The sequence below is a fragment of the Humisphaera borealis genome (assembly GCF_015169395.1).
In the GTDB taxonomy this organism is placed as follows: domain Bacteria; phylum Planctomycetota; class Phycisphaerae; order Tepidisphaerales; family Tepidisphaeraceae; genus Humisphaera; species Humisphaera borealis.
Map to the genome: position 1 here is coordinate 5,864,747 of NZ_CP063458.1, position 14,996 is coordinate 5,879,742.

A 14,996-nucleotide genomic window follows, 5' to 3' on the forward strand; every position below is an offset into this window, starting at 1 on the left:
GTTCGGGGTTCGCTTCAGGGTTAGCCGCGACGCGGAGCGGAGCGCGGGTTTCGACTCGGAGTAATTTCTCCGGTCCATCCGCGGGCAGCGACGCGTGGTCTGACGCTCGTCCTTCTGGCACAATCCGTGCATCACCTCGGAGGATCGCTTGCCATCACTTTCGCTCGGCTACGACTTCGGTACCGAATCCGTCCGCGTCATTGCGGTGGATGTCTCCAATGGTCGCATCGTCGGGAAGGCGGCGGCGGCTTACGCCGTCATCGACGAGCGGTTGCCGGTCTTGGCGGCGGGTGGATCGCATAGGGCCGGGTCGCAGGCACCGCAACCACTGCTCCCGCCGGATTATGCGCTACAGGACCCGGACGAATGGCTGTCGGCGGCGGCATCGGCGACGCGCGCCGTAACATCGAATTTCCCAAATCAAAGCCAAGCCGTCGTGGGCATCGGCGTTGCGTTTACGAGTTGCACCATGCTGCCCTGCAAGGCCGACGGCACGCCGCTGTGCAAGGCCGGCTTTGCCGACCGGCCGCTGGCGTGGCCGAAGCTCTGGAAGCATCACGGAGCCAAGGCCGAGACCGATCGCATCAACTCCGTCGCCCGCGACCGGCGGGAACCCTGGCTCGACCGTTACGGCGGAACGATCGGCCTCGAATGGTTCTTTCCGAAGATCCTCGAAACCTTCAACGGCGACCGTGCCTCGTACGACGCCGCCGACGTCTGGCTGGAGGCCGGCGACTGGTTCGTGTGGCAGCTGACGGGTGCGATGTCATCCGGCACGCCGGTGTCCGGACAGCCCGTCCGCTCGACCTGCCAGGCGGGGTACAAGGCGATGTGGAATGCCGGGACGGGCTTTCCGTCGCGCGAGTATTTTGAGACGGTCGGCCTCGGTTTCGGCGGCGTGCTCGACAAGCTGCCGGGGGAGTTTCGGTCGCCGGGCGAGCGGGCGGGCGTGCTGTCGCCCGCGGCCGCCGAGCGGTTCGGGCTGCCGGCGGGCATTCCGGTGTCGACCGCGATTATCGACGCCCATGCCGGCGTGCCCGGTGCGGGCGTGGCCGACGGCGGCACGATGGTGCTGGTGCTCGGCACCAGCTCCTGCCACATGCTCAACAGCACGCAGGAACACCTGGTGCCCGGCGTCGCCGGCGTGGTGAAAGGGGGCATTCTGCCGGGCTACTACGGCTACGAGACCGGGCAGGCGAGCGTCGGCGATGCCTTCGCCTGGCTGGTTGAGACGTTCAACCTGTCGCACGCCGAGCTGACGGCGCAGGCCGCGAAGCTGCCCCCTGGCGCGGGCGGTGTGCTGGCGCTCGACTGGCTCAACGGCTGCCGCACGCCGCTGATGGACGGCCGGCTCAGCGGGGCGTTCGTCGGCCTGACGCTCGGCACCACGGCGGCCCAGATGTACCGGGCCCTGATCGAGGCGACGGCGTTCGGCTTGCGGTGGATCGTCGATACGCTGCGCGCCGGCGGCGTGCCGGTCGAGCGGTTCGTCGCGTCCGGCGGTCTCCCTGACAAGTCGCCGTTGCTGATGCAGATCTACGCCGACGTCTTGAACGAACCCATCGCGCTGGCCGAGAGCAGCCAGAGCGTGGCGCTTGGGGCGGCGATCCTGGGCGCGCTGGCGGCGGGCAAAGACGCAACAGGACACGCGACGGCAGCAGATGCCATCAAAGCGATGGCGCGGCAGCGGAAGGAACCGGTGTATGTGCCCAATGCCGAAGCGCATCGCCGTTATCAGCCGATCTATCGGCTGTATCGCGAGCTGGCCAACCCGGAGGGGACATTGGCGGAGGTCATGCGGGAGTTGAGAGACAGGGGCGCTCAATGACGAATGGCGAAACGCGAATGAATGATCAATAGCGAATGACCAATCTCAAAGCGTGCGTCCTGGTCATTCGAGCTTGGTTCTTCACTCGTCATTCGTTTTTCGTGATTCGTCATTACCCCCTGTCACCCGTTCCAGCGCCCGCCGGGCGAGCACGGTGATGACGACCAGGACCGCCAGCGTGACGGCGATGGAGATGACGAGCATTTTCCAGCCGCCGGTGTCGGCGGATTCGAGTTTCTCGGCGCGCGACGCCAGCCAGACGTACGCCGCCGTGCGGGGGACGACGCCGATCGCCGTGCCGAGCAGGAAGGGCAGGAACCGCACGCGCAAGGTCGCCAGGGCGACATTGGTCATCGCGAACGGCGGCACCGACGGGATGCGCAGCAGGATGACGATCAGGAACGTGCGCAGCGCGCTGCTGTGCAGCAACGCGATGTGGACGGCTTTCCACCGCGGGCTCTTGTCGATGAGGTCCACAACGGTCGTACCCGAAAACCGCCCGGCGACGGTGAAACCGATCGCCGACGCGATGGTGAACCCGAAGACCGCGACCGGCAGTCCGACCTGAAAGTGGAACGCCCAGCCGGCGAAGATTGCCAGGGCGGCGGTCGGAAGCAGGGCGAATCCGCCGAGCAGTCCGAAGCCGACGGCACTGAGATACGGCCCCCAGGCGTGATCGCGAAGGACCTCTGCAAAAGTCGTATGCGCGGTGAGGTATGCAAGCAGTGCCGCGCCGATCGGCGGGACCGCGAGCGAGATGACGCCCATGAGGCCGGCCGCACCCAGCCGCCGGATGCCGCGAAGGGTCCAGAGGGGTGGCGGCGGTGTTGGGGGTTGGTCGTCCAGCGCGGGCGCGGGAGGTAATGGCTGCGGATCGGGCATCGTCATCGAGCGTAGACGCGCGACACGACTTAGGCCAGCGTCTGCGATGATCCGTCCCGACGGAGTTTCGCAATTATGCATTGCCGCCGGCCCTGCAGTCGCGCTAAGATCACGGCGTCTAATGCCGGCCGACTTTGGTCGTGCTTTGAAAGTCCAGACAGAACTCTTTCATTCCCGGAGGAACGATGATTCGAATGCTACAAATCGCGGCCGCTTCCATGCTCGGCATGAGCCTGATTGCCGCCAACTCGGCTCGCGCCGCGGACGACAAGAAGGATGACGCCAAGCCGGCGGTTATCGTCGCGGTCATCAAGGGCACCGAGGCCCACAAGGACATCAAGGGACGCCTGACGTTCAAGGACGTGGACGGCGGCGGCGTGCATGTGGTCGGCGAAATCAGCGGACTGACCCCCGGCAAGCACGGCTTCCACATCCACCAGAAGGGTGACCTGTCCGATCCCAAGCTGGTCAGCGCCGGCGGGCACTTCAACCCCGGAGGCACCAAGCATGGCGGCCCCGGCTCCGACGAGAAACACGCAGGCGACTGGGGCAATATCGAAGCCAACGACAAAGGCGTCGCGAAGATTGAAGGCACGTTCAAGGGCGTCAGCCTGCACGGCGAGAAGAACGGCATCATGGGCCGCTCGGTGATTGTGCACGCCGGTGCCGACGACCTCAAAACTGATCCCTCCGGCAACAGCGGTGATCGCATCGCCGGCGGCGTGATCGAGGCGAAGAAGCCCATGACGAAGGATGACGCGAAGAAGTCAGTCTCCGACGAAGCGAAGAAGACGGTGGATGACGTGAAGAAGGGGATCGATGACCTGAAGAAGGAAATCAAGTAAGCAGAGCCGGGGCGCGAGTCGTACCAGTAGAGACATCAGCGGGCAGACGCGATCGAGCGTCTGCCCGCTGAGTTGTTTCGCAGGTGTGGTTCCGCTTGCGCAGACTCACAGACCTTCTTGATGGCTTGGGACCGTCGTTTCCAGTCGGTGCCATTGCCATAGCCCTAACGTGACCATGGGCAACCCGGCGCTGACAAGCACCCAGTGCGACGTTCCGCGGCGCATGAGATCGCCTGCATCGCCGACGCGATCGATCCATCCGATGCCGAGGTAGGCGCCGTTGCCGATCAGACATAGTCCCGCGAAAGCTTGGCAATACCTGCGAGTCGTGAACCAGCGTCGGGGGATTACGAGCAACAAGAGCAGAGGTAGAAGGGTTCCCCAGATGACGCCGCCCCATGCGACGAACAGGGGGCTCGGGTTGGAAGCGATGTTCGTTCGTGAAAAGCCAAAGAGCGGAAGGTCGACACGGATGCCCGTCGCGCCCGACCACAACGCGTGCAGCACGTGCCCCAGTTCGTGAACAGCCAGGAACGCGAGCCACGAGGGATACAAGAGCAGCAATGGGAGAAATCGGCGCATCGGATCGACGCCTCACGTTCGGCCCCTCGCCCTGGCACTTACCCCGAGTACAAGCTAGAGAAGAACTACATGTGCACGCGCCGCGTGTAGACCCACCACTCGATCATCAGCACGCCGAGTGCCACCAGTGCCAGCCACCACCACCATTCGAGCCGGCGTTTGCCGGCGGCGTTGCCCTGGTCGGTGGTGTCGGTGGGGACGGCGGCGGGGATCTTGTCGCTGGGCAGCACGTTGCTCTCGACCGGATCGAGGATGTTGACCGCCAGCTTCTCGTACCCGGGGATCGCCGGCTCGGTGCTGTACAGGCCGACCTTCTCCATCACCGGCAGCACGAACTCACCGGCGTCGGTGACCGGCAGTTCCTTCTTGCCGTCGGGGCCGGTGAGGGTGACCGATTTGAGGTTGATGTCGGCCTGCTGGAGCTTGGACCGCGGGATGCGGACGACCTCGCCCGGCCGCAGCGATTGGCGGACGTCCATCGTCTGCCCGACCGCCAGGTACTGCATCGCCTGGTGGAGGAACATCGGGAAGCTGGGTTTGAGCGGCCAGTTCGACTGCATGACGTCGAACGCGACGATCAGATGTGTAGCTTTGGGCGCGCGGTCGAGGACGATCAGCGGGCCCTTGAGGCCGTCGAGCAGCACCTCGCGGTCGAGCGGCACGTTCAGCTTTAGCGCCTTGGCGGTGTAGAGCCGGCCGAGGCCGAGGTTCTCAAGGATCGGGTGGTCGCGCTTCCAGTCGAGCACGCCGACGTCGTCCAGCACGATCGCGTTGCCGCTGCCCGGTGGGGCGGTGGGGCCTTCATCGGTCGCGAGTCGGGTCTTGGTGCCGTCGGGAACCACGCCGAACCAGATGTAGTTGCCGATTTCCGGCAGAAACTTCGGCTTGTAGTTGTCGAAGATGATGACGTCGTAATTCGTCGGCTTCTTGGCCTCGTAGTCGGCCGGCTGGGTGACGTCCGGCGACTTGATCGCCAGGCTCTGCACCGCCCGCTGAAGAAAGTAATTGCCGTCGGTGACGAGCAGCAGCGAGAGTTCCTTCGGCGGTGGGACGACGACGTTGGCAGAGTTGTCGGCGGCGAGGACGTCGTCCTTGGTCTTGAGGTGCTCCAGCCGGATGACCGCGGCGCGGGTCAGGTCGAGCTTGAAGTCGACACTGTCGTCGGCCCGGCGGCTGCCGGGTTTGGCTTCCCAGTCCTGGCGCTGCTTTTCGGTCCAGCGCTCGGGGTAGAGGAAGACCTCATCGGCCCGGGCGGTGCTGATGTCGATCTTCTCGCCGTCGATGCTGAGCTGCACCGGAACGGCCAGCGGTTCGGTACCGTAGTTGGCCAGCCTTGCGAAGACCTGCACCTGCGTCGGCCGTTCGAAATTCCGCTTGGCCGATAGTGCGACGACGGCGATGTTGCCGGACTGGCCGGAGCCGATCTTCTGATAGGTAACGTTGCCCTTCACGGCCGCGTCGTCCGGATTGAGCAGTCGGCCGTCGGTGTAAACGCGGATGTCCGGCGGTTCGACATTCGCCCGCAACTGCTCGGGGTTGAAGTTCACTTGGGCGTCGGCGAGCTGGTAGGCCAGCTTGATGTCCGACGGCCGGTCGGTCTGCTTGATGCGGTCGATCGCCTGCTTGAGTAGGAGCGGGTCGGCAGTGAACGGCTGAACCGGATCGGCCTTGTCGTGAAACGCGATGACCATCGCCGTCCCGCCGCTGGGCATGGAATCGACGAGTTCTTTCGCCTGGCGTTTGGCTTCTTCGAGGCGGGTTTTGCCTTCCTGGTCGAGCGCCGCCATCGACGCCGAGCAATCGATAAGGATGACGGTCGTCTTGCCCGGCGGCGGGGTGTAGTTCGACACCGGCCGCATGTACGCGAGCAGGAGCAGCAGCAGCAGAATAAGCTGAAGCAGCAGGAGCAGGTTCCGGCGGAGCTTCTGAAACGGCGCATTGACCTGAAGATCCTGAATCGCCTTGCGCCAAAGCAACGTAGAGCCGACCGCCACTTCCTTCCGACGAAGCTTGAGGAAGTAGAGAACCAGCAGCGCCGGAATAACCAGCGCCCCGGCAATTAGCCCGGCCTGCCAGGAGGTGAATGTGGGGAACCAGGACATAAACGTTTTCAAACTCGAATGACGAAGCTCGAATGGCGAATGAAGCACCAAATTCGAACTTCCCAAGCCTTTTCGCTACTGGTGATTCGATTTTGGGATTTCACTCGCCATTCGGATTTCGCCATTCGTCATTCCACTTGTCATCCTAAAAGCCCTCGCTCCCGCAGATAATTCAGCACCAGCGTATCGAATGGCACCGCCGTGCTGGTGAACAGGTACGTGCCGCCGCGCCTGGTGACGTATTCTTTCAGCGACAGGCAGTACGCGTTCAGGTTCGCCTTGTACTGCTTGATGAGCGGCTGCGTGATGCTGACCTCGGCCAGGTCGTCGTCTTCCATGTCGCGGAGCTTCAGGTCGCCTTGCAGGTCGGGCTCCAGTTCCTGCGGGGCCAGGCACTGGACGGCGAACAGGTCGTACTTGCCGCCGGCGACGTATCGCAGGCCGCTCTCGAACCCTTCCTTGACGAAGAAGTCGCTCAGCACGACGCAGACGCCTTTTGAACGGTGCTGCAGCGCAAATCGGCGGCAGGCCTCGGCCATGTGGCTGGGGCCCATCGGCTGGAGCTTTTCGATGAAGCTGACGAGCTGCGACACCTTCCGCCGGCCGCGCATCGCGCCGGTGTCGGCGACGAGCCCGTCGGAGACGCCGCAGAGAACCACGCGGTTGTGGTTCACCAGCCCGATGTACCCCAGCGCCGCAGCCACGCGCTGCATGTAGCGGAACTTGTTGGGCTTGCCGTAATCGCTGCTCTTGGAGACGTCGAGCACGATGTACATCGCCAGGTCTTCCTCTTCGAGGAAGAGCTTGAGGAACAGGCGATCCAGGCGGGCGTAGATGTTCCAATCGATAAAGCGAAGGTCGTCGCCGATCGTGTAGTTGCGGTAGTCGGCAAACTCCACGCTTTGCCCACGGCGTTTGCTGCGGCGTTCGCCTTTGAGCTTGCCGGCGAGCATCTTGCGGCTCATGACGTCGAGCTGATCGAGCCGCGCCATCACGGTCGGATCGAGCAGCGGCCCGCTGTCGGGATCGACAGGAGCCGGCGGCGGCGTGCGGCCGGGGGTGGTCGATGGAATCACGGTCATGCGGCCCCTCAGGGGAGACGATGGGTTCGTCGGTTCACGAGCGGGGAGTATACCGCCGGATGCGTTCCAAACCACGTGCGCCCAAAGTAGCAGGCACTCGCACGAGTGCCGTCCGCCGTCGCAAGTTCGGTCACACCTCCCTCCTGGCCTTCCTTTTCCCGTTCTTCGTCGGGCGACTACAATGCGCATGGAAAACTGGTGATGTACGGCCAGCCCAACCCACTGTGGACGGCGCTCGGAGAGTGCCTGCTTTCTTCGATCTCATTGCCGGGAGTCGTGTTGGCCGATTCCGCGTCCAATCCTGCTGCGGTCCGCCTGCGTCGACGACGCCGGGTAGTGTGCTGCATGGGCTTGGGGCTGGTTGCGCTTTGGCTTGTGGGACGCTCGTCACCACCGCGATCGACAGGACCTGCCGCTTCGGAGTACTTCCCGTCGGAACACGCCTTGGAGCGGCGTCTGCCAGAAGTGTGGATGGAAGATGTTGCGCTTGGCGACGCCGTTCAGCAATGGTCGAAGCAGGTTGACATGCCGATCATGCGATCGCAGTACCTGCCGGCGAACACACTCGTTACCGTTCGCCTGCGGAATGCTACGCTTCGCGAGATCGCCACGGAGGTCAGTGGTCGCTACATGACAATGGAGTTCGTCGCGACGCCTGAGAGTCTCGTACTGACTCCGAGCGGATTTGGAGACCCGGCATGTCATGTCGTGCGCGAATATCAAGTCGGAGATATCTTGGCACGAGGCGAAGTGCCCGTGCCAAAAAGCAGAGTCAACTACACGGAGCGAACCAGTTGGCCGAAGGCCAACCTGCTATCACCGGAGCGGCGCAGTCTGGCGCAGACGATCTGGAACGATTGGCGTAGGCAGCCAAGTCAAGCCGCCCTGATTGGCGACCGCCTGATCATCCGTGACACGCTTGCCGGGCAAAGGAAATTCCGGCAACTTCTGGACGACGTGCGTGCCGGAATAGCCGTCGACGAGCGCGGCCATTGGTCCCCACGTGATGCTGAGACCCTGCGTCGGGACACCCAGTTGGAGGGATGGTACTCCATTTCTCACGAAAAGTGCTTCCATCATTTGAACAAGATCGTCGCGGAGTTCGAAGTGAAGAACGTATCGGTAGAGGTCGCACTCTGGGCACTCTTTTCGAAGGCAGACGTGCCCTACGTCATCAACAATGGCGATCGGGATCAGCAAGACATCCTGCGCTGTCCAACAACCGTGTATGCCCAGAACTCCAGGGTCCAGGACATTTGCTATCAGATACTCATGGGGACCGCCTTGCATCGCGACCCACCTTGGCTCGAGGCATCATTCGTGTTCGAGGTTCGCGACGAGGTTGTGCGATTCGGTGTGTCAAAACATCGGGCGGTGATTACTCCATCTGGCATGTTTCCGTAGAGCGGGGCCTACGCAAAAAAACCCACGGACGGCTGTCCGTGGGCGTTCTCGTTGATTCTGGAGATGTCGCGATTCAAACGCTACTTCTTCGCGGGCTCTTCCTTCTTCAGCTTGTCCGCGAACTTCTCCTTGGTCTTTTCGATCTTCGGCGCGGCAACCCCGCGGATGTACGGGTTGTTAGGATTGCACGCCGCGTAATCCTGGTGGTAGTCCTCGGCGACGTAGAAGTCGGCCATCTTCAGCGGCTCGACCGTGGTCACCACTGGCTTGGGGAACGCCTTGGTCTCGTTGAGCTTGGCGATGTACTCCTCGGCGATCTTCTTCTGCTCGTCGTCGAGCGGGAAGACGGCCGAGCGGTACTGCGTGCCGACGTCGGCACCCTGGCGGTTTTTGCTCGTCGGGTCGTGGGTGGTGAAGAAGACCTGAAGCAGTTCGCCGAAGGTGATTTTCGACGGGTCGTAGGTCACGGCGACAGCCTCGGCGTGCCCGGTTTCGCCGGTACAGACGGCTTTGTAGTTGGCGGTGGCCTTGGTGCCGCCGGCGTAGCCGCTGACGGCTCCCTTAACGCCGTCGAGCTGCTCGAAGACGCCTTCGACGCACCAGAAACAGCCGCCGGCGACGACCAGCGTCCGGGTTTCGCCGGCTTTGGTCGCCTTGTCGGGCGCGTATTCGGTGGCGGGTAATGGAAGCATCTTGATCTCCTCTTTGCCTTCCACGGCGGCGTAACCCGCCCAGGCGAGTAGGGCGACGACCGGGACGGCGATCAGCATTCGTAAGCGATTGGGCACGTTTGCCTCCGATTGGATGTCAGAAACCATACGGGCGTGACAGACGGCATCGAATGACGTCGCCACGAACGTATGTAGTCTACGCACTCGACAGGCGTTTTATTCGAGTTTTCAGCGTTCTGCGATTTGGGGCTCTGGGAATGCCCCGTCCACATCGGCAACTTCGGCAACTTCGGCAAAAGCCGACGAGGACGTCGGCGTTCCCGGGGCGCAAATCGCGGTCGGGTATTCAGCATCCTGTGGCTACTTTTCGACAGGCAGGCCGGCTTCGGTCCAGCCGCGGAAACCGCCGTCCATTGAGATGACGTTCGTGTAGCCCATCTTCTGCAGGTTGTCGGCCGCCAGTGCCGATCGAAACCCACCGCCGCAATACAGCACCATTTCGGTGCCGGTATCGGGGACCTTGACCTCGATATCGCGCTCGATCACACCCTTGCCGATATGAACCGCCCCCGGCAAATGGCCGTTGGCCCATTCGCCGTCTTCGCGAACGTCGACGAGCAGGAACTTCTCGCCGCGGGCAAGCCGGGCTTTGATATCGTCGATCGTGCATTCTTTAACACGAGATTTGGCGTCGTTGACGATTGCGAGGAACTGCGGGGTGTGCTTGGCCATGGTGAATCCTCCGGTTGTGGCTTTACGGCAGTGTACAAAACCCGCGGGTCGTGTGCGCCCGCCGGACAGCCGGTTGCTACAATCTCTGTTGAGATGACGCGAATCGCACTACCGCCGAAGGGTCGAGCGCACGAGAAGGTCTCGTACGAGAGCTTCCTGCACACCTACAGCAACGGCGAACGACTCGAGTGGGTTGATGGGGAGGTTGTTCCGACGCCACCGATTTCCGGCGCACACAGCGAGGCCCACAACTATCTGATCCGATGGGTGGGCGAATGGGTCGAGCATTTTGAGCTGGGCGTCGTCCGATCCGACCCCTTCCAGATGAAGACGTCGCCGACCCTCCCCGGCCGCGCGCCAGACCTGATCTTCGTCGCCAGGCGAAACCTGAAGCGACTTCGATCCACCCACCTTAAAGGCCCTGCGGATGTCGCGATTGAGATCATCAGCCCGGGTACCAAGACCATCGATCGCGTCGATAAGTTTCGGGAGTATGAGTCGGGCGGCGTGAAAGAGTACTGGCTGATCGACCCTGTGACGCGTCAAGCGGAGTTCTACAAGCTGGGCAGGGACGGCAAGTACCAGCTTATTCATCCAGACGAAAAGGGCGTCATTCGCAGTTCGGCATTGCGAGGCTTCTGGATTGAAGTCCGATGGTTGTGGCATCCGCCTACGCTGCGCGAAATCCGCTCGCAGTGGGAGATCGGCTGACCTGAGGTGTACGGGCGGTGACGCCGTCCTGAGACTTTGCATTCGCCTTGTTGCTTACGCCCCCGCTTAAAGCCGTCACCCATGCCCATTCGCGTCCTTTCCACCGAGTTGTACGTTCTTCCCATGCGGACGCGGATGCCGTTCCGGTACGGCATCATCACCGTGACGGAACTTCCCCACCTGTTCCTCAAGGCCGAGGTCGAAGTGGACGGCCGACGGCAGACGGGATTTGCCGCGGACCACCTGGCCCTGAAGTGGTTCACCAAGAACCCCGACAGCTCACACCTGCGCGACACGCTGGAACTGGTTGAGGTCATCGAGTCGGCGTGCACCATCGCCCGGGCGGTGCCCAAGGTGCCGACGGTCTTTGCGTTCTGGAAATATCTCTACGAGATGCAGAGCGCCTGGGGCGGCGGATGGGGCAAACCGCCGTTGCTGTCGCACTTCGGCACGTCGCTGGTCGAGCGGGCGGTGATCGATGCCTTCTGCAAGGCCCGCAGCGTACCGTTCTGGAAAGCAATCCGGCACAACACGCTGGGTGTGGAACTGGGAACACTGCAGCCGGAACTGGAAGGCACACAGCCGGCCGACTGGCTGCCGCCCGCGCCGCTGGGTGAAGTGATCGCGCGCCACACCATCGGCCTGATCGACCCGCTGACCGATTCGCAGATCGCCGACGCCGACCGCATTCAGGACGGCCTGCCGCAATCGCTCGAAGCGTGCATTCGCGCCTACGGGCTGACGCACTTCAAGATCAAGCTGTGCGGCGAAGCGCCGAAGGACATCGACCGCATTCGCAACATCGCCGCCGTGCTGCAATGCACCGTCGCCGACGGCGACTATCGCTACACGCTCGACGCGAACGAGAACTTCAAATCGGCAGGGGGCTTTCGCGAGTTCTGGTCGAAGCTGTCGGAAGAGCCGTCACTTTCCGACTTCCTGACACGGCTCTTGTTCGTCGAACAGCCGCTGCACCGCGACGTTGCCCTGTCGGCGGCGGTGGGGCACGAGTTCGTCGCGTGGCCGGACCGCCCGCCGATGATCATTGACGAATCCGACGGCTCGGTGCCTTCGGCGCGCGAGGCGCTGGCGCTCGGGTATGTCGGGACGAGCCATAAGAATTGCAAGGGCGTCATCAAGGGCCTGGGCAATGCGTGCCTGATCGCCAGCCGGAACAAGACCAGCCCGGCGGCGCAGTTCCGCATCAGCGGCGAAGACTTGCTGAACGTCGGCCCGATCGCACTGCTGCAGGATCTGGCCGTCGTCAGCGCACTGGGCATTGCCGATGTGGAACGCAATGGGCACCACTACTTCAGAGGACTGGCGGCGATCCCGGAAGGGGTCCAGGCGGCCGTGCTGAAGAATCATGGCGATCTGTATCGACTGGCCAACGGCGGGTATCCGTCCGTCCGCCCGGTTGGGGGGCGGCTGCGCATTGGCTCGGTGAATGCCGCTCCGTTCGGGACGGCTTTCGACTTCGACCCGACCGCGTTCATCCCGTTTTCCACCTGGTCGAAAGGCCTGTCGTAACCGTGCGACTTTCGCGCCCGGCTTAGCATGTCGTTGCCGGGAAGGGTGATGTTTCAAGTCTGCCTTGGTGGGGCCTCTCAAGAGCCACGGTCTCTCCGTCGATAGGACCGCTAGGGGTGGGTCGCGGTGCACTGGATCGGATAGGCACCGCCCCCGGGGAGCAATTGCCCATGGCACAATCGAACGTTCCCGCTGCCAAGGCCCTGGGCTTTGGACTACTGGCGCTCGCATGCCTCGCTCCCGTCGCGACAGCCATGGCGATGGATTGCCAGGACGCTCTGTGCATGTCGGCGCCGGTCCACGAGGCTGCGCAGGAAGCCGGCTCATTCCAGTCTGAATGGGATATCTTCACGAACTTCGGCCAGTACATGAGCCGCCTGCATTGCATGCGCAAGGCCGACGGCTCTCCCGACTGGCCCTGGGTTATCGGACTCATCACGCTGACGGCCGGCGTGGTCGTCAGCTACCTGAAGATTTTCGTGTTCTGGCGCAGCGCCTACCTGGAAGTGCCCGAACGTGACCGCAATACCAAGCTGATGGACCTGGCGTATGTGTTTCTCTGGTGTGCGGTCTGTGGTTATGGCATGTCGATCCTGATGTTCGTCTGGCCGGCGTATCGACTGCTGGCGATCTTTCTCCTGGTGCTCAACTTCTTTTCCTGGCGATTCGCGTCAAGTCTCGGCGACTTTAAGGTGTCGCTGTCGGCCAAGGCCTTGCAGCGGAAGCTGGACGACGAGACGAGATCTCGAAACCGCGAGCTCGAACGACTCGTCGCCGAGAAAACCGCGGCGCTGGTCGCCAGCGAACGGCAGGCCCAGAAGCTCGCGCTGGTCGCCAGCCGTACGGACAATGCGGTCGTCATCACCGACACCGCCGGACGCATCGAGTGGGTGAACGACGGCTTCACGCGGATGACCGGCTATCAGTTGGATGAAGTCCTGGGGCGCAAGCCCGGCGAGGTGCTGCAGGGACCGGAAACCGACCCGGCAACGGTCGAGCGGATCCGCCGGTGCATGCATAACGCCGAGCCTGTGGAAGCCGAGATTCGCAACTATTCCAAATCGGGCAGGTGCTACTGGCTTTCGATGGAGATCCAGCCGGTCCGCGACGCCAGCGGCAAGCTCACACAATTCGTCGCGATCGAACGGGACATCAGCGAGCGCAAGCAGATGGAGCAGGAGCTCCGCGAGGCCGCCCGAACCGACCGCCTGACAGGTCTTCCTAATCGCGAGATGCTGCTGGACCGGCTTCAGCAGGCCATCCTGCGCGCCCGCCGCATGCCGACGTATCACTATGCGGTGCTGTTCATCGACTTTGACCGGTTCAAGATCGTCAACGACAGCCTGGGGCACCAGATGGGAGACCGACTCTTGCGGGAGACGTCGCGCCGGCTCGTGGAGTGCCTGCGGGCCAACGATACCCTGGCCGCCGATCGCGACCCGTCCGTTGCGGCTCGAATGGGCGGCGATGAGTTCGTCATCCTCCTCGACGGGCTTGCCAGCCCGCAGGACGCATGCATTGTCGCCGAGCGTGTGTTGGGCGTGCTCTCGCGCGTCTATCGCCTGGGCGAACATGAAGTGTTCTCGACTGCAAGCATCGGCGTGGTGACCAGCGACCTCGCGGCCGACAACGCCGACGCCGTGCTACGCGACGCCGACACTGCGATGTATGAGGCCAAGGCGCGCGGGAAAGGGCGGTATGTGCTGTTCGACGCCTCGATGCGTGACCGTGCTCTCGACCGGCTGCAGCTTGAGAACGACCTGCGCCATGCCCAGGCATTGGGGCAGCTCCGCCTTCATTACCAGCCAATCGTCTCGCTGACGACAGGAGAGCTCGAGAGTGTCGAAGCGCTGATCCGCTGGGAACATCCGAAGCGGGGACTGGTGTCGCCGATCCACTTCATTCCGATTACCGAAGAAACCGGGATGATCGTTCCCATTGGGGAATGGGTGCTGCGCGAGGCCTGCCGCCAGCTCGGCGAGTGGCGACGGGAGCTGGGCGATCGGGCGCCCAGGAGCATCAGCGTCAACGTGGCGCGAAAGCAGCTGATGGTGCCGTCGTTCCCGGCGACCGTCCGTAAGGTGTTGTCAGAGTCCGGCATGGCGCCCAGCAGCCTGCACCTGGAGATCACCGAGTCCGAGATGATGGCCGACGCCAAGGCCGCGATCGAGGTGCTGCGGTCGCTGAAGGAGATTGGCGTCAAGATCGACATGGACGACTTTGGCACCGGCTACTCGTCGTTGTCGTGCCTGCGACAGTTCCCGATCGACGTGCTGAAGATCGATCGATCGTTCGTCGCCAATATCGACGAGGGCCGCGACCTGGCTGCGCTGGTTCACGCCGTGACGCAGCTCGCGAGGAACATGGGGATCAGTGTTGTCGCAGAAGGTATCGAGCGGGCCGATCAGGTGGTGCTGCTGCAGTCGTTGGAGTGTACGTTCGGGCAGGGGTATTACTTCGCCAAACCCATGCCCGCCGACAAGTTTGCCGAGTATGCCGGCCGCGATCGCCGTACATCAAACGCCGAGGCACTGGCCTGCCTGACCCATTGAGTTTCAATAGCAACCGAGGCTTTCCCCCGCCCGGCGGCCGCGGGGCACGTGTGCCGAAGCGGGTGCAACACATCT

General features: G+C 63.1%; 12 protein-coding genes. 6 read left to right on the plus strand and 6 right to left on the minus strand.

All coding sequences use genetic code 11. The features are described 5' to 3' along the window. Positions 1-148: 148 nt before the first annotated feature. Positions 149-1,828: a ribulokinase gene (locus IPV69_RS22045; RefSeq protein ID WP_206291887.1), complete on the plus strand. Its 1,680-nt coding sequence runs from the start codon at positions 149-151 to the stop codon at positions 1,826-1,828. An 81-nt stretch (positions 1,829-1,909) separates the two neighbouring features. Here IPV69_RS22045 and IPV69_RS22050 read toward each other — a convergent pair whose 3' ends face one another. Next, positions 1,910-2,710: a TVP38/TMEM64 family protein gene (locus IPV69_RS22050; RefSeq protein WP_206291888.1), complete on the minus strand. Its 801-nt coding sequence runs from the start codon at positions 2,708-2,710 to the stop codon at positions 1,910-1,912. A gap of 185 nt (positions 2,711-2,895) precedes the next feature. On the opposite strand from IPV69_RS22050, the gene IPV69_RS22055 reads away from it, so the two are divergent. Further along, positions 2,896-3,555, plus strand: coding sequence for a superoxide dismutase family protein (locus tag IPV69_RS22055; RefSeq protein WP_206291889.1), 660 nt, complete (start codon positions 2,896-2,898; stop codon positions 3,553-3,555). A gap of 105 nt (positions 3,556-3,660) precedes the next feature. Here IPV69_RS22055 and IPV69_RS22060 read toward each other — a convergent pair whose 3' ends face one another. The 3 genes from IPV69_RS22060 to IPV69_RS22070 form a co-directional block, all read right to left on the minus strand. Continuing rightward, on the minus strand, positions 3,661-4,137 hold the full coding sequence (locus IPV69_RS22060; protein WP_206291890.1) for a hypothetical protein: 477 nt from the start codon (positions 4,135-4,137) through the stop codon (positions 3,661-3,663). A gap of 65 nt (positions 4,138-4,202) precedes the next feature. Next, complete coding sequence (locus IPV69_RS22065; protein ID WP_206291891.1) at positions 4,203-6,239, minus strand: vWA domain-containing protein; 2,037 nt, start codon at positions 6,237-6,239, stop codon at positions 4,203-4,205. A 140-nt stretch (positions 6,240-6,379) separates the two neighbouring features. Next, the gene (locus tag IPV69_RS22070; protein WP_206291892.1) at positions 6,380-7,321 is read right to left on the minus strand and encodes a DUF58 domain-containing protein; all 942 of its coding nucleotides are present in this window, start codon (positions 7,319-7,321) and stop codon (positions 6,380-6,382) included. 471 nt (positions 7,322-7,792) lie between these two features. Between IPV69_RS22070 and IPV69_RS22075 the strand changes: the two genes are divergently transcribed. Further along, entirely contained in the window at positions 7,793-8,725 is a 933-nt protein-coding gene (locus tag IPV69_RS22075; RefSeq protein ID WP_206291893.1) for a hypothetical protein, read from the plus strand. 80 nt (positions 8,726-8,805) lie between these two features. Here the strand turns inward: IPV69_RS22075 and msrA are convergent, their stop codons facing one another. Then, complete coding sequence (gene msrA, locus IPV69_RS22080; protein ID WP_390884427.1) at positions 8,806-9,495, minus strand: peptide-methionine (S)-S-oxide reductase MsrA; 690 nt, start codon at positions 9,493-9,495, stop codon at positions 8,806-8,808. A 261-nt stretch (positions 9,496-9,756) separates the two neighbouring features. Beyond that, positions 9,757-10,128 (minus strand): rhodanese-like domain-containing protein, encoded by a 372-nt coding sequence (locus IPV69_RS22085; RefSeq protein ID WP_206291895.1) that lies wholly within the window; start codon positions 10,126-10,128, stop codon positions 9,757-9,759. Between the two features lie 93 nt (positions 10,129-10,221). Between IPV69_RS22085 and IPV69_RS22090 the strand changes: the two genes are divergently transcribed. From IPV69_RS22090 to IPV69_RS22100, 3 genes are all read left to right on the plus strand, one after another. After that, the gene (locus tag IPV69_RS22090) at positions 10,222-10,839 is read left to right on the plus strand and encodes a Uma2 family endonuclease (RefSeq protein WP_206291896.1); all 618 of its coding nucleotides are present in this window, start codon (positions 10,222-10,224) and stop codon (positions 10,837-10,839) included. A gap of 81 nt (positions 10,840-10,920) precedes the next feature. Further along, positions 10,921-12,369: an enolase-like domain-containing protein gene (locus IPV69_RS22095; protein WP_206291897.1), complete on the plus strand. Its 1,449-nt coding sequence runs from the start codon at positions 10,921-10,923 to the stop codon at positions 12,367-12,369. 170 nt (positions 12,370-12,539) lie between these two features. After that, positions 12,540-14,921, plus strand: coding sequence for a putative bifunctional diguanylate cyclase/phosphodiesterase (locus IPV69_RS22100; protein WP_206291898.1), 2,382 nt, complete (start codon positions 12,540-12,542; stop codon positions 14,919-14,921). Positions 14,922-14,996 lie beyond the last annotated feature (75 nt).

Coding starts and splice junctions, on each gene's coding strand:
- msrA (WP_390884427.1), bottom strand. CDS start 9,495: ATGCTGATCGCCGTCCCGGTCGTCGCCCTACTCGCCTGGGCGGGTTAC.
- IPV69_RS22065 (WP_206291891.1), bottom strand. CDS start 6,239: ATGTCCTGGTTCCCCACATTCACCTCCTGGCAGGCCGGGCTAATTGCC.
- IPV69_RS22050 (WP_206291888.1), bottom strand. CDS start 2,710: ATGCCCGATCCGCAGCCATTACCTCCCGCGCCCGCGCTGGACGACCAA.
- IPV69_RS22095 (WP_206291897.1), top strand. CDS start 10,921: ATGCCCATTCGCGTCCTTTCCACCGAGTTGTACGTTCTTCCCATGCGG.
- IPV69_RS22090 (WP_206291896.1), top strand. CDS start 10,222: ATGACGCGAATCGCACTACCGCCGAAGGGTCGAGCGCACGAGAAGGTC.
- IPV69_RS22060 (WP_206291890.1), bottom strand. CDS start 4,137: ATGCGCCGATTTCTCCCATTGCTGCTCTTGTATCCCTCGTGGCTCGCG.
- IPV69_RS22085 (WP_206291895.1), bottom strand. CDS start 10,128: ATGGCCAAGCACACCCCGCAGTTCCTCGCAATCGTCAACGACGCCAAA.
- IPV69_RS22075 (WP_206291893.1), top strand. CDS start 7,793: ATGGAAGATGTTGCGCTTGGCGACGCCGTTCAGCAATGGTCGAAGCAG.
- IPV69_RS22070 (WP_206291892.1), bottom strand. CDS start 7,321: ATGACCGTGATTCCATCGACCACCCCCGGCCGCACGCCGCCGCCGGCT.
- IPV69_RS22055 (WP_206291889.1), top strand. CDS start 2,896: ATGATTCGAATGCTACAAATCGCGGCCGCTTCCATGCTCGGCATGAGC.
- IPV69_RS22100 (WP_206291898.1), top strand. CDS start 12,540: ATGGCACAATCGAACGTTCCCGCTGCCAAGGCCCTGGGCTTTGGACTA.